The sequence below is a fragment of the Cognatilysobacter bugurensis genome (assembly GCF_014652095.1).
GTDB classification, from domain to species: Bacteria; Pseudomonadota; Gammaproteobacteria; order Xanthomonadales; family Xanthomonadaceae; genus Cognatilysobacter; species Cognatilysobacter bugurensis.
Window position 1 is genome coordinate 37068 of record NZ_BMYD01000001.1, and the last position, 18023, is coordinate 55090.

Annotated in this window: 19 protein-coding genes and 1 pseudogene; 6 read left to right on the plus strand and 14 right to left on the minus strand. The window is 68.1% G+C overall.

The features are described 5' to 3' along the window. A partial coding sequence (locus IE075_RS16055; RefSeq protein ID WP_308427813.1) for a uracil phosphoribosyltransferase occupies positions 1–135 on the plus strand: 135 nt, incomplete at its 5' end. Positions 136–247: 112 nt separating this feature from the next. Here the strand turns inward: IE075_RS16055 and IE075_RS00190 are convergent. Together IE075_RS00190 and IE075_RS00195 are read right to left on the minus strand one after the other, a co-directional pair. Further along, entirely contained in the window at positions 248–1537 is a 1290-nt protein-coding gene (locus IE075_RS00190; protein ID WP_189452167.1) for a cation:proton antiporter domain-containing protein, read from the minus strand. Between the two features lie 83 nt (positions 1538–1620). Further along, positions 1621–1857: a hypothetical protein gene (locus IE075_RS00195; RefSeq protein WP_189452169.1), complete on the minus strand. Its 237-nt coding sequence runs from the start codon at positions 1855–1857 to the stop codon at positions 1621–1623. Between the two features lie 185 nt (positions 1858–2042). On the opposite strand from IE075_RS00195, the gene IE075_RS00200 reads away from it, so the two are divergent. Both IE075_RS00200 and IE075_RS00205 read left to right on the plus strand, forming a co-directional pair. Continuing rightward, positions 2043–2525: an antitoxin Xre/MbcA/ParS toxin-binding domain-containing protein gene (locus IE075_RS00200; RefSeq protein ID WP_189452171.1), complete on the plus strand. Its 483-nt coding sequence runs from the start codon at positions 2043–2045 to the stop codon at positions 2523–2525. Between the two features lie 168 nt (positions 2526–2693). Next, positions 2694–3908: an acyltransferase family protein gene (locus tag IE075_RS00205; protein WP_189452173.1), complete on the plus strand. Its 1215-nt coding sequence runs from the start codon at positions 2694–2696 to the stop codon at positions 3906–3908. A gap of 66 nt (positions 3909–3974) precedes the next feature. Here the strand turns inward: IE075_RS00205 and IE075_RS00210 are convergent, their stop codons facing one another. The 7 genes and pseudogenes from IE075_RS00210 to IE075_RS15895 form a co-directional block, all read right to left on the minus strand. Further along, on the minus strand, positions 3975–5861 hold the full coding sequence (locus tag IE075_RS00210) for a hybrid sensor histidine kinase/response regulator (RefSeq protein WP_189452175.1): 1887 nt from the start codon (positions 5859–5861) through the stop codon (positions 3975–3977). Beyond that, positions 5858–7363: a sensor histidine kinase gene (locus IE075_RS00215; protein WP_189452177.1), complete on the minus strand. Its 1506-nt coding sequence runs from the start codon at positions 7361–7363 to the stop codon at positions 5858–5860. The genes IE075_RS00210 and IE075_RS00215 overlap by 4 nt, the downstream gene beginning before the upstream one ends. Positions 7364–7441: 78 nt before the next feature. Next, the gene (locus IE075_RS00220; protein WP_189452179.1) at positions 7442–8848 is read right to left on the minus strand and encodes a sensor histidine kinase; all 1407 of its coding nucleotides are present in this window, start codon (positions 8846–8848) and stop codon (positions 7442–7444) included. A 256-nt stretch (positions 8849–9104) separates the two neighbouring features. Further along, a complete protein-coding gene (locus IE075_RS00225) occupies positions 9105–10415 on the minus strand; it encodes a phospholipase D-like domain-containing protein (protein ID WP_189452181.1) in 1311 nt (436 codons plus the stop codon). Between the two features lie 93 nt (positions 10416–10508). Continuing rightward, positions 10509–10850 (minus strand): DUF6122 family protein, encoded by a 342-nt coding sequence (locus tag IE075_RS00230; RefSeq protein ID WP_425489322.1) that lies wholly within the window; start codon positions 10848–10850, stop codon positions 10509–10511. Positions 10851–11068: 218 nt separating this feature from the next. Then, complete coding sequence (locus IE075_RS15515; protein ID WP_229792238.1) at positions 11069–11269, minus strand: EF-hand domain-containing protein; 201 nt, start codon at positions 11267–11269, stop codon at positions 11069–11071. A gap of 132 nt (positions 11270–11401) precedes the next feature. Beyond that, positions 11402–11701: pseudogene (locus tag IE075_RS15895) on the minus strand (EF-hand domain-containing protein); the annotation flags it as partial. Positions 11702–11872: 171 nt separating this feature from the next. Between IE075_RS15895 and IE075_RS15900 the strand changes: the two are divergent. Next, positions 11873–12490, plus strand: coding sequence for a DedA family protein (locus IE075_RS15900; protein WP_189454671.1), 618 nt, complete (start codon positions 11873–11875; stop codon positions 12488–12490). Positions 12491–12600: 110 nt separating this feature from the next. On the opposite strand, the gene IE075_RS00245 is transcribed toward IE075_RS15900, so the two are convergent. Then, entirely contained in the window at positions 12601–13455 is an 855-nt protein-coding gene (locus IE075_RS00245) for an alpha/beta hydrolase (protein ID WP_189452184.1), read from the minus strand. 189 nt (positions 13456–13644) lie between these two features. Between IE075_RS00245 and IE075_RS00250 the strand changes: the two genes are divergently transcribed. Further along, on the plus strand, positions 13645–14268 hold the full coding sequence (locus IE075_RS00250) for a flavodoxin family protein (RefSeq protein ID WP_189452186.1): 624 nt from the start codon (positions 13645–13647) through the stop codon (positions 14266–14268). Positions 14269–14328: 60 nt separating this feature from the next. Here the strand turns inward: IE075_RS00250 and IE075_RS00255 are convergent, their stop codons facing one another. Both IE075_RS00255 and IE075_RS00260 read right to left on the minus strand, forming a co-directional pair. Continuing rightward, complete coding sequence (locus IE075_RS00255) at positions 14329–14742, minus strand: hypothetical protein (RefSeq protein ID WP_189452188.1); 414 nt, start codon at positions 14740–14742, stop codon at positions 14329–14331. A gap of 13 nt (positions 14743–14755) precedes the next feature. After that, the gene (locus tag IE075_RS00260; RefSeq protein WP_189452191.1) at positions 14756–15952 is read right to left on the minus strand and encodes a zinc-dependent alcohol dehydrogenase; all 1197 of its coding nucleotides are present in this window, start codon (positions 15950–15952) and stop codon (positions 14756–14758) included. 289 nt (positions 15953–16241) lie between these two features. Here IE075_RS00260 and IE075_RS00265 point away from each other — a divergent pair, with 289 nt between their 5' ends. Then, a complete protein-coding gene (locus IE075_RS00265) occupies positions 16242–17132 on the plus strand; it encodes a DUF1206 domain-containing protein (protein ID WP_189452193.1) in 891 nt (296 codons plus the stop codon). Positions 17133–17145: 13 nt separating this feature from the next. Here the strand turns inward: IE075_RS00265 and IE075_RS00270 are convergent, their stop codons facing one another. Continuing rightward, positions 17146–17370 carry an RNA-binding S4 domain-containing protein gene (locus IE075_RS00270; RefSeq protein WP_189452195.1) on the minus strand — a complete coding sequence of 75 codons (225 nt, stop codon included), beginning with the start codon at positions 17368–17370 and terminating at the stop codon, positions 17146–17148. Positions 17371–17576: 206 nt separating this feature from the next. Continuing rightward, the gene (locus tag IE075_RS00275; RefSeq protein WP_189454672.1) at positions 17577–17897 is read right to left on the minus strand and encodes a GIY-YIG nuclease family protein; all 321 of its coding nucleotides are present in this window, start codon (positions 17895–17897) and stop codon (positions 17577–17579) included. Positions 17898–18023: the final 126 nt, after the last annotated feature.

The following is an 18023-nucleotide window of genomic DNA, read 5'->3' on the forward strand; positions in this document are numbered from 1 at the left end:
TTTTTTAATGATACGGCGACCACCGAGATCTACACTGCGTCGATCGATGATCGCCTCGACGAGCGTGGCTACATCCTGCCGGGCCTGGGGGACGCGGGCGACAAGATCTTCGGCACCGTGGTTCGCGAGCCGTAGCGCGTATCCACCGGTATGCATCGCGGCCCTCCCGTCAGCGTCGGTGACCGCGTGTCCCCTTGAGGCGGCCGGCTTGCCACGCGAATGCAGCCGCGTCGACGAGGCGCTGGCGTCAGCGTGCGTCGTGGTCGGGATGCGGATGGCCGTCGTCATTTCCCCCGCCGTGGCCGCGTTTTCCCTCCGTGTGGCGGCCGTACCACCGTGTCAGCGGGACGGCCGTCATACCGTGCGCGAGCACCGATGCGCATACGACCAGGCTGACGACGTGCCAGATCCGCGGCTCGCCCATGCGGTGCGACATGAGCATCGCGTAGTACACGGCCGCCACGGCGATCGGCCCGAACCAGCCCACGAACAGCGCGTCCGCCCGGTTGTGCACGCTCGGGAGCGCGCGTTGCATCACCCACAGCGGCAACGGGCGGCGCAACAGCAACACCGCGACCGCGAGTATCCCGCCGGCCGTGCCGAGCTTCGCCCAGCCCTCCCAAGGCAGGGCCATGCCCAACACCGCGAAGAAGGGCAGCGCGAAGAAGCGGTTGATCGCCTCCTGTCCGTGCTCCTCGTTTTTCCGGTCGCCGCTGCTCACCACCTGCACGAACATCGCGCCGGCCGCGAACACCACGAGCAGCTCATCGCTCTTGATGAGTCGACCCGCGCCCGTGGCCAGCAGCGCGAGCGCGACGGTGTAGACGAGGCGCCACTTCTCCTCGATGAGGCGATGGCGCTCGGCGAACTTCAGCGCGACGCCAGCCGCGTAGCCGAGCGCGAGACCGAACATGGTTGCCACGCCGACCTCCCACAGCACGGTCTCCATGAACCAGTGTCGCCACGCCCGGTCCGCGGGCAGCAGCATCAGCAGCGAAGGCAGGAAGACCAGCAGGTAACCCAGGCCGTCGTTTGCGCCGGATTCGAACGAGATCAGGTTGCGGATTCTCTCGGGCACGTGCTGCTTCGCGACGTCCCCCGTGACGATCGGCGTGGCGGCGATCGGATCGGTCGGCGTGATGATCGCGCCAATCAACGCGGACAGCTCCAGCGGCAAGCCCAGCAAGAGATGGACGAGCGTCGTGCTCAGCATCCACATCAACAGCATGCCCACGACCAGCAGAACCGTGAGCTCTCGCGCATGTCGCCGTGGGAAGCGCCGTGGCACGCGAAGTGCGACACCGATGAGGCCGATGCCAAGCGTCAGCCGCGCCGCGTACTCGAGGATGCGCGTGCGCTCGCCGAAGTCCGACAGCGCGACCAGCTCGAGCCCGGCCGGGCCGATGAAGACACCCACTGCAAGCGCGATCACGGTCGGCGGCAACGGGCTCGCTTCGAGCTTGCGCGACACCAGTCCGAGCCCGAGCACGAGACTGCCGAGCACGATCAGAGCCAGGTTGAGGTAGTGCGCTCCCATGAGGCTGCACGGCCGGCGCGGCAGCGCGCCGCGGTCGAGCCATCCTTGAGCCAGGCGCGTCGCCGCGGCGCGAAACCGCGTACTCAGCGATGACGCAGCGTCACGCCCATCGGGTCGGCGAGCCGCCCCTCGCGCGTGAGCAGCGCAGCGCGGCCCTTCGGCGACAGCACGATCACCTGCGGCGGCGCAGCCCGGATGCAGCTCAGCGCCCACCCCTGTTGTTCAAGCTCGGCGAGGCGGGCGCGCTGGGTCAGCGGCAGGCCGGCGCGCGAACGCGCTTGTTCCTCTCGGGTAGAGCGGCGTCGATCTGTTATCAGCATGGATTCCCCCCCGGATCGCGTGCTGGTCGTCCACCGAGTGTAGGGTCCAGGCGCGCGTCGGCGGCGTCGCGCGCTCGCCATCGCGGCGGACGGCCACGCTTGGCAAATGTCGGAAGCGGATGCCTCCGCATGGGCTTCACGGCCGAGCGCGTTGAATGGACTGCAACCAGCACAGGGGGACCGCCATGCTCGATCACGAACATATCCAGGGCTGGGTCAGCGGGCTGTATCCGGTTCTCGCGCCGAACCCGGTCAAGGAAACGCTGTACGAGCGCATGGGCCGCGTGCTCGGCCTCGAGTTCGTCGACGAGACGGACCTGGCCTTCCTCGTGCAGGTGGGTGTTCCCGCTGCCGCATACCGCCGCGCTGTCGACGAGATCCGCATTCCGGCTGGGCACGTGCTGTCCGCAGCGCGCGCGCGTCTGTTGATCGGCGCCGGCATGCGCCTGGACTCGGATGACTCGGATCGGCTGCTGCGTATCGTGCGGCTGTATGCGCAGGCCTGCCTCATGCTGGGCGACGACGCGACCGCGATGACCTGGTTGCGTACTCCCGTGCGCTGGCGGGCCGGCGTCGTACGTCTGTGTCCTCTGGAGTTGTCACTGCGCGACAGTGGCGCGCGGCTGGCCGAACAGTTGTTGCAGCGGCTCGTACACGGCGTTCACTGAAACGCCGCGGCGCGATCGATGGCCGTGGCCCGGCTGCGGCGGCATGAGCATGGACGAGCGCTGTTGTCGATTTGAAACGCATGGCCGCACGGCCGCGGCCCCTTCGTTCACCGAAATGACACCGGATTCGAAACCGCTCCGGTGTGGAGACCGTTCCGGCACCGAAGCATGAAGCCTGCCCAGCACCCGATCTCTGACCTGTTCGGCCGCCTCCGCGGTGACATGCCGCCGCTTACGAAGCCGGAAATGTCGCAGACGATCAGCTTCGCGCGCATCACGCTGATCGTGGGCTTGGTTTTCCTGCACTACGTGGCGTACCCGAACTCCATGAACTCGCCGTTCGACGGCATGGACCCGGCGGCATTCCCGCTGGCCACGTTCGTCAACAGCTTCGTGCTGTTCTTCTTCTTCTCGGTTGTGCCGCTGCTGAGCATGGTCTCGGGCTGGCTGTACTTCACGTTCGATTCCGACCGCGCAATGCCTGCGTTGCGCGAGCGCATCTGGAAACGCGTCGGTTCGCTGTACCTGCCGCTCGTGTTCTGGAACACGCTGTACCTGATGGTCGCGATGCTCGCCTGCGTGCATCTGCCCAATCACGGGTTTCTTGCGCAGCTCAATTTCCAGCCGGCGGAAGCTGGGTTCATGCAGCACGTCAACGCGGTCTTCGCGCTCACCGCGCATCCGATCGCGTTCCAGTTCTGGTTCGTGCGCGACCTGCTGGTCACGGTGCTGCTGAGCCCCGTGCTGTGGCTCGCGCTGCGCCATGCGCCGTATCTCGGCATGGCCGTGCTCGGCGTCGCGTGGCTGTTCGGCCACGACCTGTTCGTGTTCTTCCGCACCGACGTCGCGTTCTTCTTCTACCTCGGCGGTTTTCTGCGCATGTACCGCGTGCCGCTGCACATCGGCCGCGGCGCGACGATTGCTTTGCTGTTGCTCTATGTGGCGCTGGTCGCGCTGAGAACGCTCGCCCCGCTTGCGATCGACGTGCAGCCACACCGGCCGGAGCTGCTGAACCTGGCCACGCGCGCGATGCGACCGATCGGCGTGCTGGCGTGCTGGGGACTCTGCCTGCAGCTGGCGCGTACGCAGGTGGGGGCGAAGATCGCGCGGTACGGAGGGCTGTCGTTCTTCGTCTTCGCGACCCACTTCCCGCTCATCGCCGCAGTGAAGCTCGCGCTCTGGCCGCTGCTGCCGGTGGAGTCCGACGGCTGGATGATTGCGCACTATGTGGCCAGCGTGGCGCTCACTGTCGCGATCAGCCTCTCCGTGGGGATGTTCATCGCGCGCTTCGTGCCCACAGTGTTCGCGTGGATGAACGGCGGTCGCGTCCTGCCAGTGGCCGCGCGCGAGACTTGGGCCGGGTCGGTCCCCCGAGGGGCATAGCCGCTCGCCTGAGCGCGTGCGGCGCAGCACGTCCTGCAACCGCAGTCCATACGAGATGGGTGCAGGCTACTCGCGGCTTCCGTCGAGCGCAGCAAGCAGGTCGTCGACCGCGACCGGTTTGACCAGGTGCACGTTGAAGCCCGCCTCACGCAGGCGCACGCGATCCTCGGGGCGGCCCCATCCGGTGACCGCGACGAGCCGGACCTGCTCGCCCCACGGCTGCTCCCGCGCCCATGACGCGATGGCATCGCCGGTTGCACCGGGCATGCCAATGTCCAGCACCATCGCGTCCGGCTGCCAGGCGTCAGCAATGGCTTGTGCCTGCAGTCCGTCGAGCGCGGTGCGCACCTCATGGCCGTGCATCTCCAGCACCAGGCCGAGGCTGTACGCCGCGTCGGCCTGATCATCTGCGACGACGATGCGCAGCGCGCGGGGCGCCCTTTCGAAGCCGGTCACCTCGGGCGTCACCTCCGGAGCGGCGTGTGCGAGCGGCAGGGTCAGCGTGAATGTCGTCCCGCTGCCGAGGCCCGCGCTCGTAGCCTCGACCGTGCCGCCGTGCAACTCGATGAGCCAGCGCACGACCGCCAGACCGATGCCGAGGCCGCCGCGTGTCGTCGATCCAGGACCGGTCTGGACCTGCACGAGCGAGTCGAACACGCGCTCGAGCATGTCGGCCTCGATGCCGACCCCGGTGTCGCGCACCCGCACGATTGCCGCATCGGCCTCGACCGCGAGTTCCAGGTCGACGCGGCCATCGGGCGGCGTGAACTTCAGCGCGTTATGCAGCAGGTTGTCGACTGCCTGGCGCAGGCGCAGGGCGTCGCCGTCGATGACCGCGGGCGCGTCGGGCACCCGGAGTCCCATGCGTTGACCTCCAGCGTCGGCGATCAGCCGCGCGTCTTCGCAGGCTTCGTGCAGCAGCGTTCGCAGGTCCAGCGGAGCGCGCTCGAGCTCGATGCGCCCGAGCCGGATCCGCGTGAGGTCGAGCAGCTGGTCGAGCAGCTTTGCCATCGTCGCGGCTTGTCGCTCGATCACGTCGCGCGCCTGCACGACGCGCGCGGGCTCGGCATGCTCGTCGAGAAGTCGCGCGGCGTAGCGGATCGGCGCGAGCGGGTTGCGCAGCTCATGGCCGAGCGTGGCGATGAAGCGGTCCTTCTCGCGGTCGGCCTCGCGCAGCTGTTCCTCCACGCGCTTGCGGCGCGTAACGTCCTCCACGATGCCAACCATGCGCGTGGCGCCGTCGGTGATGCCCGCGGCGCGCAACCAGCGCAGCGAACCGTCCGTCGCGATGCGGAACTCGCTTTCGAAGCGCGTCGCGCCGGACGCGGCGGCCAGGAACTCGGCGGTGACGCGCTCGCGGTCGTCGTCGTGGAGGAGTTGGTGCAGCCGGTCGGACGCAAGCTCGCGGCGCTGCCCGCCGAGCAGTCGCGGCGAACGGCCGTGCAGGGCAAGCCGGCGCTGTACGAGGTCGTATTCCCATGTGTCCATGCTGCCCGCTTCCAGCGCGAGCTTGAGCAGGGTCTGGGTGCGCTCGAGCGCCTGCTGCGCCTGGTCCGACTCGCGCGTGCGTCGCGCGTGCTCGGCTACGGCCTGCACCGCGTACGGGACGCGTCCGTAATGCTTCGGTGTCTTGGTGATGTAGTCGTCGACACCCTGTTTGAGCGCGCTGACGGCGAGCTCCTCGTCGCCGCTCGCGGTGAACATGATCACCGGCGTGCCCGGCCGATCCGCGCGCAGCCGCGCGAAGATGTCGAGGCCCGTCGACCAACGCAGGCGGTAGTCGGTGACCACGACGTCCCAGCACCGGCCGGCCTCGAGCAACGCGTCGAACGTCTCCGCGTCGCCAATCTCGTCCACGCGAGCCTCGGGCAACACCTTGCGGATCTCGCGCAGCACGAGCGCGCGGTCGTCGGGGTTGTCGTCGACGAGCAGCAGCTGCAGCGGTGAGGTCATGTCACGCTGCCCACGGCGGGCAGGTCGAGCGTGAAGCAGGCGCCTTCGCCAGGTTCGGATTCGACTTCGACGTGTCCGCCCATGCGCTCGACCGCCTTGTGCACGAGCGCCAGCCCGATCCCGGTGCCGGGGTAGCGCTCCTGGCCGTGCAGGCGCTGGAACACCTCGAAGATGCGCGGCTGATCCTTTGCGGCGATCCCGATGCCGTTGTCGCCGACAGAGACCCGCACGCGGTCGTGCACCTGCCTTACGTTCACGGTGATTTCCGGCGCGACGCCGGGCGCGACGAACTTCGCGGCATTGGACAGCAGGTTCACGAGCACCTGCACGAGCGTGCCTGGATGTGCGTGGACAGCCGGCCAAGGGGCACCGTGGCGCAGCAGACGCGCGGTTCGGAACGCGGGGTCGTAGGCAAGGTGGCCGCAGGCCTCGTCGACCGCGACGTCGAGGTCGACTGAATCGGGCGGGAGCGCCACGAGCGAGAGCAGCGAATACTCGAGCAGGTCACCGACCATGCCGTCGACGCGTGCCGCGATGTCGTCGATGCGCCGCACGAACTGCAGCGCGTCGTCGAGCCGGCCGGACGCGAAGTCCTCCTGCAGCGCACGTGCATAGCCCTGCAGCGTGCGCACCGGCTCGCGCAGGTCGTGCGAGACCGAATACGCGAACGCCTCGAGCGACTCGTTCGCCTCGCGCAGCGCCTGTGTGCGGGATTCGACACGGTGTTCGAGGTCGCGATTGAGCGCGTGCAGTGCGAGGTCCGCGCGGCGCAACGAGGAGGTGTCGTCGACGAGGCCGTCGATCGCGTCATCGCCGTCGACGGCCACCCGGACGACGCGCAGCGTGTAGTACGCGTCGTCGCTCCCGGCGCAGGCAGGGACCACCACTTCGCGCTCGGCGGTGTCGCCGCGCGAATCAAGCCCGGACGCGAGTTCGCGCGCGGCATCGAGCAGCGGATGCGACGCGGTGTCGAGCGCGGCCGTGGCGTCGAGCGCGAGCATGGTGCGAAGGGCGCGGTTCGCGTCGAGCAAGACACCGTCGGTCGACAGCCGGAACACGCCCATCCGCGCGTGGTCGAGCAGGGCCTGCAGGCGCGTTTCCGACCGCACGGCCCGCAGCCGGATCTGGTTGTGGTCCAGGCACGCGCGCACCGCGACCGGCAGCCGCACGTAATGGCGCGGGCTCTTGAGCACGTAATCGTCGAGCCCGGCCTTCATCGCCTCGACCGCGATTTCCTGCGTCGCGGTGGCCGTGAACATGATCACCGGCAGGCGCGGCCAGCGCGTTTTGACACGCTCGAGCACCTCCATGCCGGTGGTCCACTGCATCTGATAGTCGGTCACGACCACGTCGAAGCCGGCGGCTTCGAGTGCCGACTCGAAACCGGCGCGGTCGTTCACTTCGGTGGCGTCGACGTGGCCGAACTGACGGTGCAGTTCGCGCAATGCGAGCGCGCGGTCATCGGGGTTGTCGTCGAGCAACAGCAGGCGCAGCGTGGTCATCGGGATTCCGCGGTCATCGAGCGCGGCCAGGCCGGCCTGGCATTGTGGCGCATCCGCACGGTCGAGCGGCGCGCGCGCTCACGGGGCCGGCGGCAGCCGCAGCTCGAACACGCTGCCGCCGCGGGGTGCCTCGTGCACGGACACCGCCCCGCCCATGCGCTCGGCGGCCTTGCGCACGATCGCCAGGCCGATGCCGGTGCCGGGGTAGCGCTCTTGCCCGTGCAGGCGTTCAAACACATGGAAGATGCGGTCGCGGTGCTCGGGCAAAATGCCGATGCCATTGTCCTGGACGGACAGCACGACCGCCGTACCTTCGCGCCGGGCGCCGATGCGCACGTGGGGCGTCGTGCCCGGCGCGACGAACTTCAGCGCGTTGCCGACGAGGTTCGACAATGCGTGGGCGAGGGTAGGCGGGTGGGCGATCACGCCCGGCAGCGGCTCGTCGACATCGATCCGCGCACTGCGGGCCGCGATTTCGTTCGAGAGGTCGCGCAGCACTTCAGTCACCACGGCATCGAGCGCGAGAGGCTCGGTCCGCAGCTGCCCGCGCGCGATGCGGCTGTACTCGAGCAGATCGGTAACGAGCGTGTCGAGCCGCTGCGTGGTGCTCGACAGCCGCGCCGCGTATTCGCGCCCTCCTTCGCTGAGCCGAGGAGCCTCGTCCTCGAGCAGCGCCGTCGCGTATCCCTGCATGTTGCGCAGCGGCGCGCGCAGGTCATGGGCGACCGTACGTGCGAACGCCTCGAGCTCGGCATTGGCTTCGGCCAGCTCGGCCGTGCGCTCGGTGACGCGGTTCTCGAGCTCCTGCGCGGCAATGCGCAGGCGCTCGTTCGCTTCCCGAAGCTGCGCGGCCGTGGCGCGCGTTTGCGCCTGCGACTCGAGCAAGGCGCGCCGTTCGCCTGCCAGCCGGCGCGCATGCGCCGAGGAGAGCACGGCGAGTGACCCGAGCAGCGCGACCGCAAGGCCGCTGACGCCGACCGTTGCCGCCACGCCGAGTTGCGCGGCGTCTTCGGCGCGTTCCAGGCGGTGATCGAGCAGGCGGTCTTCCTCCGCCTGCATGCGGTCGAGGCCTTCGGCCAGCGCCGCCATCTCGCCGATGCCGCGCAATGCGACGTTTGCTGCGGCTTCGGCTTCGCGTCCCTGCGTGCGTAGGGCGATACCGTCGGCAAGGCTGTCGTGGCGTCGGGCGAGCAGGTGACGCAGCCGGGGAAGGGCCTTCTGCTGCTCCGGGTTGTCCATCGTGAGGCGGCCGACCGCGTCGAGGCTGCGCTGGGCCTGCGCCGCGGCCTCGAAAAACGCGTCGCGTTGCGCCGTGACGCCTGTCAGCAGGTACGCGCGCTGCGCGCTCTCCGCACGCGTCAGCGCGGCCTGCGTGCCCTCGATGCGCGCGATCACCTGATGCGTGTGCGCGACCCAGTGCTCGGCTGAGCGTGCAGTCTCGACCGCGCGGTAGGCGAGTACACCCGAAATCAGCAGGATCAGCATGGCCAACGCTGCTCCGATCCCAATGCGCCTGGCCGTACGAGCCGTGTGCGGAAGCCGGGTCCTGTCCACTCAGGTGCTCCCGCAGGCACGGCAGTGCGTGTAGGCCGAGCACGACAGGCGGCAACGGCGGCGGCACGGCGGTCGAGTCATGGGCGGCTCCGCGGCGGCGATCGGATCGACAGCGCCGGCGGGTGCGATGTCGAAGGTCAGCTGCCCCGCACGATAACGGCCAGCGCGTTATCGGCGCGAAAGCGCGTCAGAGCTGCTCGCGCAGCAGCAGCGCCATGTGGTCGCGAAAGCGTTGCAGCGCGTTCCACCGCTCGACGTCGGCAATCGTCACCCGCTTCGAGCGCGTGAGGTCGTGCGCGAACGACGCGCGCACTCGCTGGGCAAACGCCGTGTCCTGGACCGCAAACGCGACCTCGTAGTTGAGTTCGATCGACCGGGCGTCGAAATTCGGCGAGCCGATCAGCGCGACCGCACCATCGACGATGATGAGCTTGGTGTGCATCACGGTCGGCTGGAACTCGTAAAGCTCCACGCCTGCCTCGATGAGCTTGCGGTAGTACGTGCGGCTCGCGTAGCGCACGAGTGCACTGTCCTGGTGCGGGCCGGGGACCAGGAGCACCACGCGCACGCCGCGCTGTGCGGCCTCGATGAGGCCGAGCTCGAGGTCGGGGTCGGGCACGTAGTACGGGGTGGCGATGAACAGCTCTTGCCGCGCCGTGCGCGCCAGCAGCCAGTACGTCAGCGGGATGCCGGTGAAGTGCACACCCGGCGTGGTGCTGATCGGGACCGCGCGCGCACTGCCGGCCGCCTCGAGCGGGGGAAACACCTGATCGCCGACGAGCACCTCGCCGCTGGCTTCGTGCCAGTTATCCGCGAACGAGCCCTGCAGATACCGCACCGCAGGGCCTTCGATGCGGAAGTGGTCGTCGCGCCAGTGCTCGGCGTCCTGCGCGTTGCCGGCCCACTCCTGCGCGATGCCGACGCCACCGGTGAAACCGATGCGGCCGTCGACGATGAGCGCCTTGCGGTGCGTGCGGCTGTTGAACCGGTCGAGCGTGTCCCAGCGCAGCGGGCGAAACCACGCCACGTCCACGCCGGCCCGTTCCATGTTCTTGACCCAAGCCGGGTCGATCAGCCGCGCGCCGAACGCGTCGAGCAGCACGCGCACTTTCACGCCGCGTTTCGCGGCCGCAGCGAGTTCGTTCGCGAACGTCTCGGCAATGTCGCCGGTCCAGTACACGTACGTGAGCAGATTGACGGATCGCTCCGCGTTGCGGATCGCATCGAGCATCGCGGGGAAGATCTCGTCGCCGTTTTCGAGCAACGTGACGCGGTTGCCGGCCACGAGCGGCGCGTTGAGGTTCGCGGCGAGCGACACCATCATGTCGCCCGGCGGCACGCCGGGGCCGGTGGAAAGCGTATGCGGCGGCGTGTCGACGGGCTCGGATGTGGCCCAGGTGTAGACCATCCAGCTCAGCGCCAACGAGCCGGCCACGAACATCACGCGCATCCAGCCGGGCAGTCGGCGGAAACGTCGGGTCGGAACGGCGTCATTCATCGCGGGTGTCCGGCAGGTCGCGTGGTGTCGCCGCGGTCGCGGCGGCAGCGCTGACTCTAGCGTGCGCGCGGTGCAGTGCCCGGTGAACGCAGGTTACGGCCCGGGCGCCGCATCGTGTATCAGCGCGCAGTCGATCGCGTCGAGGCCCACGTGGACGAGCAGGCCGATTGCAAGCAGGCGCGTGCGGCGCGGCAGCAGCATGAGCGCGTAGAGCACGATGGCCGGCGTGGTGTGCAAGGGGTGGAAGCCGATGCTGCAACGTCCGGGCGCGTAGATCGGGTCGGCGAGCAGGTGGTCAACGTCGATGATCCAACCCGCGAGCATCCACAGCCACGCGCGTTTCCACTGCGGCCGGTAGAACACGAGCGCGATCGCCAGCGGCACGAGCGCGTGCAGCACCAGGTGGATGATCGGCCGGGCGGTGAGGTCCATCATGCGGCGACGCGGCGAGCCGCGACGGCGGCCCGGCTTGCGGGCCGTCGTTCGTGAAGCACGGGCACACGTGGCCGTTCGGCATTGGGAAACCGGCAGTGCGGGATGCGATCCATCGTCCGGCTCGTGGCAGGGCAGGCCGCACAGGATAGGCGGGGCCGACGCCACAAGCCGTCTACGAGTCCGCGCCGCCGCGTGGGGCGCCACGCGGCGGCATGGGGTCAGCGCTTTGATCCGGCCTGAAGCTCGGCGCGACTCAGGAAGCCGTCGCGGTTGTCGTCGAGCCATGCGAACCGGCTCGCGACGCGCGGCATGTGTTCGTCGACCTCAATACGGTTGAGGCGACCGTCGCGATTGAGATCGGCCGGGCGGAAACGCTCGTCGGCACGGGCGTTGTGCTCGGCCTCGCGCTGCGGTCGCATCCGCTCATGGTGGGCGCGTACTTCGGTCCTCACGAGGTGACCGTCGCGGTTGGTGTCCGCCGCGGCAAAGTCAATGCGTGCCAAGCCGCGGCCTGCACGTGCAGCACCTGCGTCGAACTCGGCGCGACTGACGCGACCGTCGCGATCGGTGTCGAGGCGCTCGACGCCGCCACGGTGTCCATGGCGAAGCCGCTCGCCGTCAATGAGGCGGCCGTCGCGGTTGACGTCGAGACGGTCGAAGCGCTCGGCGAGTTTCGGGTGGGCGGCCGCTTCGCTGCGGTCGATCGCGCCGTCGCCGTTCGCATCCAGCGCGGCGCGGGCGGGCCCGCCGGCGAATGCTGTCGAAAGCGGGAGCATCAGCAGGGTGGGGAGGGTCAGTCGCTTCATCATCGTCATCGTCATCGTCATCGTCATCATCATCGTCATCATCATCGGCTCCGGACGCGGCGAAGTGCCGCGCGTGCTTGCAACAACGCGCGACCAGCGCTCACGTTGACGCCCGCCTGCTCTGAATTCGCCCGGTCGACCGGTCGATGGCGGCACATGCTGTTGACGGCGGGGTTGAGAAAGTCGGTGCTTCCCTCCGGACACGAGGTGCGCGCCATGGGCGGCTGGGTGACGAACACGCTCAACTCGCTGGGATACATCGGCGTGGTGTGGCTGACGTTCCTCGAGAACGTCTTTCCGCCGATACCGTCGGAGTTGATCATGCCGCTCGCGGGATACCTGGTGTCCCAGGACCGCATGACGCTCGTCGGTGCGACGCTTGCGGGCACGGCAGGCTCCGTGATCGGTGCGTTGCTGCTGTACGGCTTCGGGCGATGGTTCGGCGAGGAGCGGCTCAAGCGATTCGCCGACCGTAACGGTCGCTGGCTCACGCTTTCACCGCGCGATATCGACCGCGCGTCAACGTGGTTCGAAAAGCGTGGCCTGTGGGCGGTCTTTATCTGCCGGCTGATCCCTGGGCTCCGTTCGCTGATCTCGATTCCCGCCGGAATCCACTGCATGCCGTTGGGCCGGTTTGTGCTCGTCACCGCATTGGGCACCGCGGTCTGGACGGGCGCGCTGGTGTTCGCGGGTCAGCAGCTCGGCGAGAACTTCGAGCGCATCGGGCGCTGGCTCGACCCGGTAACGAAAGTGGTGCTTGGCGCGATGGCCGTCTGGTACCTCTGGCGCGTGATCCGGTTCAAGCACGACCACGAGCGCAGCGCGCACGGCTGAAGGCGGCGTGCGCGGGGTGTTTCGAGCGCGCGCTTGGCAACGGCAGCAGTGCACGGACGCCCTGGCGTTCCGCCGGCGTCAGCGCGCTCCGGCGTCCGCGTGCATGCGCGTTACTTGGCTTGTGCCGCCCCGACAAAATCCAGAATCGCGGGCAGCACCTGCGGCGCGCGGTCTGTGTCGTACAGGCCTGCGATCGGCGCTGCGTGGCCGCCGCCGTCGAGCATCAGAAGCTCGACGCGCACCCCGGCGTTGCGCAACCGCTCGGCAAGCTGTCGGCTATCGCGTGGCTCGACGACGTTGTCGTCGACGCCGTGGATCAACAGGAATGGCGGCTCGTCGCCGTCGACAAAGTTCACGGCCTGCGCCTGCGGCCACTGGGCCGGTGCGCCGAAGATCGGCACGTACTGGCCGGTGATTTCGAAGTCGTACGGACCGGCCAAGCCGATGGCCCCTGCGAGCGCGCCGGGCGTCAGGCCGTGCGGCGCGAGGTAGCGCGCATCCGTCGCGATGAGCGCCGCGATCTGCGCGCCCGCCGAATGCCCGGCCACGTGCAGCCGAGTGGGATCACCACCAAAGCGCGCTGCATTTGCGCGGGCCCAGGCCACGGCCTTCGCGCCGTCCTCGATAAACGCTGGAAAGCCCGCGCGAGGCCACGTGCGGTAGTCGGCGACGATGGTGAGTACGCCGTGTCGCGCAAGCTGCCGCCCGACGAAGCGGTACTGCACACGGTCGCCGCGTTGCCAGTTGCCGCCGTAGAAGAACACGACGACCGGGGTGGGCTCGCTGCCGGCGTTATCAGGGCGGTACACGTCGAGTGCGAGGCCCAAATCGGGCGCGTACGTCACGCTCGATTCGGGCGGCGCGAGCCCACGGTTCGCAAACCCGAACAGCGCGCGCTCGCAGCCGGCGGTGAAGAGCGTGGCGACGGCCAGCGTCGCGCCGGCGATGGTGGATCGGATGCGCACGGGAGCTCCATCGTCGAGGTCCGCTCCATCAGGCCAGCACGAGCGTGATGCGGGCGCAGAGAGCGTCCGCTGACGTGACGCTCGCGCGCTTTCTACTACCGTGACCGGTGCGAAACGCCGCGCCGACACTGCATCGCCCATCGCGCAGACGCGCGCATATCCCCGCATCGCAGCTCACTGGAGACCTCCATGCTCAAAGCCATCGCGCTCAACTGCACGCTCAAGTCGGGCGACGAAGCCTCCTCGACCGACCTGATGATCGATCTCGTTGCGCGTCATCTTCGCGAGCACGACGTCGAACTTGTCGACACGATCCGCATCGCGAGCCGCAACGTGAAGCCGGGCGTGAGTTCGGATGAGGGCGACGGCGATGAGTGGCCCGGAATCCGCGCGCGGATCCTCGAAGCCGATGTGCTGATCCTGGGAACGCCGATCTGGATGGGGCAGCCCAGCAGCGTGTGCAAGCGCGTGCTGGAACGCATGGACGCGTTTCTAGGCGAGACCGACGAGCGCAGCCGGATGCCGGTCACGTCGAAAGTCGCGGTCGTGGCCGTGGTCGGCAACGAGGACGGCGCGCACCACGTGTCAGCCGAGCTGTATCAGGCGCTCGCGGACGTCGGCTGGACGATCCCCGCCGGTGCGACCAGCTACTGGGTGGGCGAGGCGATGGGCGGGACCGACTTCAAGGACCTCGATGGGATCCCGGATAAAGTCGAGCAGACCGCGCGGGCGCTTGCGTCGAACGCCGCGCACCTCGCGCGCCTGCTGAAAGCGCAGCCGTACCCGGGCATCGCGCCGAAACAAGACGACTGACACAAAACCGCCGCCTGCCGCAGGTGATTGCGGCAGGCGGCGGGCAGATCGCGGCAGGTATCAGCCGCGCTTTTTCTTGTACATCCACCAGCCGAGCGCGCCCGCTACGCCCGCGAGCACCAGCGGATGCGAGGCGGGGTTGCGGCGCATGTCGTCAACGACGCCTTCGACCACGTTGACGCGGTCGGCCATCAGCAGCGTCATCCAGTGGCGCAGGTCGTTCTCGCTGTAGGTGAACGCGCGTCGGCGCAGCACGCCGCTTAGGCCGGACGGCGGCACGGTCGCACCGAAGACCGGCGTGATGTGCGGCCTCTCGATCGAGTGCAGCACTTCCATGTGCTGAGGCTGCTGCGACGGCTCATCCCAGTGCACGCCTTCGAGGCGTGGCGGTGTGCGTTCCATCGGCACGGCCGGGCGGTTCTTGCGGTCGAGGTCGGCGCCCCAGCCCGGGATCTGTGAACGGTCAAAAGTCATGGGCGTGGCTCCTTCAATGCAACTTCGGGGCGGACTGGCCGCTCGGGTATTCGTCGATGCTCGACATGCCCGGCGGAATCAGCACGGTCTTGATGCAGCCGTCGAGCTTGGACGCGAACATGTGGTACGCGTCGTCCACAGCCTCGAGCGGCACGCGGTGCGTGATCATTTCGCGCGGCTTGATGCGGCCTTCCATGATGTGTTCGATCAGGCGCGGATGATGGCGCTTCACGCTTGCCTGGTTCATGCGCATCGTGATGCCCTTGTTGAGCGCGTTGCCGATCGGCACGGCGTTGAACGTCGGCCCGTAGACACCGACGATCGACACGTTACCGCCGGGGCGCACGCAGTTGATCGCCCAGTGCAACGCGGTGGCGGCGCCGGCCTGCATCTTCATCTTGACGCCGGTCAAGCGCTGCAATGCGTTGCCCGCGGCTTCGGCGCCCACGGCGTCGATGCACACGTCCGCGCCCATCCAGTCCGTCATCTTCTTGATGTGGACGGCCATGTCGTCGACTTCGCGGAAATTCACGGTTTCCGCAGGGCCAAAACGGCTGACGAAGTCGAGGCGATAGTCGACATGGTCGACGACGATCACGCGGCCCGCGCCCAGCAGCCACGACGCACGCGCGGCCATGATGCCGATCGGGCCCGCACCGAAGATCACGACCGTGTCGCCTTCCTGGATGTCGCCCATTTCCGCGGCCTGATAGCCCGTGGGCACCACGTCGGTGAGCAGCACGGCGTCTTCGATATGCATGCCGGCCGGGATCTTCGTCGGGCCAATATCGGCGAACGGCACGCGCACGTACTGCGCCTGCCCGCCGTTGTAGCCGCCCGCGGTGTGCGAGTAACCGTAAATGCCGCCGACCGCGGTCGACTGCGGATTGACATTGCGGCAGTTGCCGTAGAGCTCCTTGCGACACATCTCGCAGGTGCCGCAGAAGATGTTGAACGGAACGGTGACGTGATCGCCAACCTTGAGGTTCTGCACCGAAGGTCCGACTTCCTCGACGATGCCGCAGAACTCGTGTCCAAACACGCTCCCAACGCGCGTATCGGGCACGAGGCCGTGATAGAGATGCAGGTCCGAGCCGCAGATGCAGGTGCGCGTAACGCGCACGATCGCATCGTTGGGATGTTCGATCATTGGATCGGGCACGTGTTCGGCGCGAACCTTGTACGGGCGCCGGTAAGTTGTTGCGAGCATGGGTGTCCTCCTAAGACAGCAGACGATGCGCACGAAGCGTGCGCGTGGATCAGCTAATGAAGACTTGCCGCAACTCGCGTGCCAGCGTGCGCGCCGCACTCCACCGTAGGGTGCGTGCCGTGCCGCATGAAAAACTTGCCGCTTGTAGCAGGGGTTGCGGGGTGCCGGACGTACTCCTCGTGCTAGTGCCTGCAGCTGCTCCGACACACGCCTTTAGCAACGGAAATGGCGTCAGCGCGGCGTCAGTGCGCAGCCAGGCATGCGGCGTACGCAGCTCTGCATTGCTGCGATGTTCGCCTCTGCCGGTCGCGGTTCACGCATCCCGCACGGTGCTTCTGGGACAACGCTGGTGTCGAATACGAGGAGAGGCGTGATGAATGCTCCGCTTGGTGCGGCTGGCCGCCGCGCCACCAATGAAGTTGCAAGTTGGGTGCCTCCGCTGGCCCGGCTCGGATACGCGGCGAAGGGCGTGGTCTATCTGATCATTGGCTACCTGGCGTTTCGCGCCGCCACGGCCGCGGGTTCGCCCGAAGGCGCCACGGGCGCGCTTTCCTCACTGGCGGATGAGACAGGCGGACAGCTGCTGCTGCTGCTTGTGGCGTTGGGGCTGTTGGCGCATGCGGCATGGCGGGTGGTGCAGGGTGTGCTCGACCCCGAGCACCACGAGCACGACGCGAAGCACATGGCGTTGCGCGCGTTCTACCTGCTCAGCGCTGTGATCTACGGCTCACTGGCCTGGACGGCGTTCCAACTTTCGCGTGGCCGGAGCCAGGGAGGTGACGGTAGTGGCCAGCAGCTGTGGATTGCGAAATTGATGGACTTGCCGGCCGGGCGTTGGCTGGTCATGGCGGCAGGTCTTGGCGTCATCGCCTACGGTCTGCATCAGCTGGTGAAAGCTTGGAAGGCGGATGTGCGCAGTCACATGACGCGCGATGACCAGTGGATCGTTGCGCTCGGTCGACTCGGCATCGGCGCACGCGGACTCGTGCTCTTGCCGGTCGGCTGGTTCGTGTTCAATGCGGGCCGTCACTACAACGCGCAGGCGGCCGGCGGCACCGACCAGGCCTTGCAGATGCTCGATCGCGGTGGGCTGCTCGCGGTGGTCGGCATTGGGCTGGTCGCATATGGCCTGCACCAGTTCGCAAAGGCCGCCTGGCGCCGAATCGAACGGCCGACCTGAGTAGGCGGGCGCTTCAACCCGCGGCGTCGATGACCTGGATCTCAATGCCTTGGGCGGCCACGCGCTGCCCTGCGCGGATCTTCGCGGTCTTGCGCAGCTCGACATGCCCGTCGACGAGCACGGTGCCGCTGGCGACGAGCGCTTTCCCGGCACCGCCGCTGTCGCACAGGCCGACGAGCTTGAGCAGTTGGTTGAGTTCGACGAATTCGCGGTCGAGTTCGAACAAGATCGGTTTCATGCGCGCAGCATGGGTCGACACTGCGCGCGCGGCAAGCCACTTGAGGCGACGTCACGATCGCTGAGTCGTGTGCTTCGCAAGCTGCGTACGGCTGCCGCGATTTGCGGGGTGGCGATACGTCGGCTCAACTTGGGGGGAGCCGAGTCCGGCAGCAGACGTCCGCCGGACATCCCGCAGCCTTCTGCGGGTTTGGCGGCAGCGGCAAGTCAGCGGCCCTTTCGCGCCGCAACGGTGGAAGACACGTCGAGCCACCGGGCAATCTCGTCCGCGGCCGCTACGGGATCGCCCTCAAACAGCGTCCGTTTGCGAGCCGGTGACAGCTGCTTGATGGCGTGCTCCGCCCGGCTGGCGCTCGATCGATCGGCGAACTCGAGCTGCCCAAGCAGCCGCATCGGCGGCCTGGATCGCGTATAGCGCGCCCCATTTCCCGCCTCGTGCTGCGCGTACCGGCGCGCGACATCGACGGCAATGCCGGTGTAGACGCTGCCGTCGCGGCATTCGAGCAGGTAGACGTACCAGGGTCGCATGGCCGAAAGGTAACCGAGACGCCGCGTGTGCGCCGACAAATCAGCGGCATCTGAGAGACGCATGTGGTGCGCTCCGACCCCGTCACTCAGCCCGTATCGGCCCGATGACACGCGGACCTGCGATCA

Excerpts from the sequence above, each read along its gene's own strand:
- IE075_RS00190 (WP_189452167.1), bottom strand. The coding sequence starts at position 1,537 with ATGGGAGCGCACTACCTCAACCTGGCTCTGATCGTGCTCGGCAGTCTC.
- IE075_RS00195 (WP_189452169.1), bottom strand. The coding sequence starts at position 1,857 with ATGCTGATAACAGATCGACGCCGCTCTACCCGAGAGGAACAAGCGCGT.
- IE075_RS00200 (WP_189452171.1), top strand. The coding sequence starts at position 2,043 with ATGCTCGATCACGAACATATCCAGGGCTGGGTCAGCGGGCTGTATCCG.
- IE075_RS00205 (WP_189452173.1), top strand. The coding sequence starts at position 2,694 with ATGAAGCCTGCCCAGCACCCGATCTCTGACCTGTTCGGCCGCCTCCGC.
- IE075_RS00210 (WP_189452175.1), bottom strand. The coding sequence starts at position 5,861 with ATGACCTCACCGCTGCAGCTGCTGCTCGTCGACGACAACCCCGACGAC.
- IE075_RS00215 (WP_189452177.1), bottom strand. The coding sequence starts at position 7,363 with ATGACCACGCTGCGCCTGCTGTTGCTCGACGACAACCCCGATGACCGC.
- IE075_RS00220 (WP_189452179.1), bottom strand. The coding sequence starts at position 8,848 with ATGCTGATCCTGCTGATTTCGGGTGTACTCGCCTACCGCGCGGTCGAG.
- IE075_RS00225 (WP_189452181.1), bottom strand. The coding sequence starts at position 10,415 with ATGAATGACGCCGTTCCGACCCGACGTTTCCGCCGACTGCCCGGCTGG.
- IE075_RS00230 (WP_425489322.1), bottom strand. The coding sequence starts at position 10,850 with ATGATGGACCTCACCGCCCGGCCGATCATCCACCTGGTGCTGCACGCG.
- IE075_RS15515 (WP_229792238.1), bottom strand. The coding sequence starts at position 11,269 with ATGCGACCGCAGCGCGAGGCCGAGCACAACGCCCGTGCCGACGAGCGT.
- IE075_RS15900 (WP_189454671.1), top strand. The coding sequence starts at position 11,873 with ATGGGCGGCTGGGTGACGAACACGCTCAACTCGCTGGGATACATCGGC.
- IE075_RS00250 (WP_189452186.1), top strand. The coding sequence starts at position 13,645 with ATGCTCAAAGCCATCGCGCTCAACTGCACGCTCAAGTCGGGCGACGAA.
- IE075_RS00255 (WP_189452188.1), bottom strand. The coding sequence starts at position 14,742 with ATGACTTTTGACCGTTCACAGATCCCGGGCTGGGGCGCCGACCTCGAC.
- IE075_RS00260 (WP_189452191.1), bottom strand. The coding sequence starts at position 15,952 with ATGCTCGCAACAACTTACCGGCGCCCGTACAAGGTTCGCGCCGAACAC.
- IE075_RS00265 (WP_189452193.1), top strand. The coding sequence starts at position 16,242 with ATGTTCGCCTCTGCCGGTCGCGGTTCACGCATCCCGCACGGTGCTTCT.
- IE075_RS00270 (WP_189452195.1), bottom strand. The coding sequence starts at position 17,370 with ATGAAACCGATCTTGTTCGAACTCGACCGCGAATTCGTCGAACTCAAC.
- IE075_RS00275 (WP_189454672.1), bottom strand. The coding sequence starts at position 17,897 with ATGCGACCCTGGTACGTCTACCTGCTCGAATGCCGCGACGGCAGCGTC.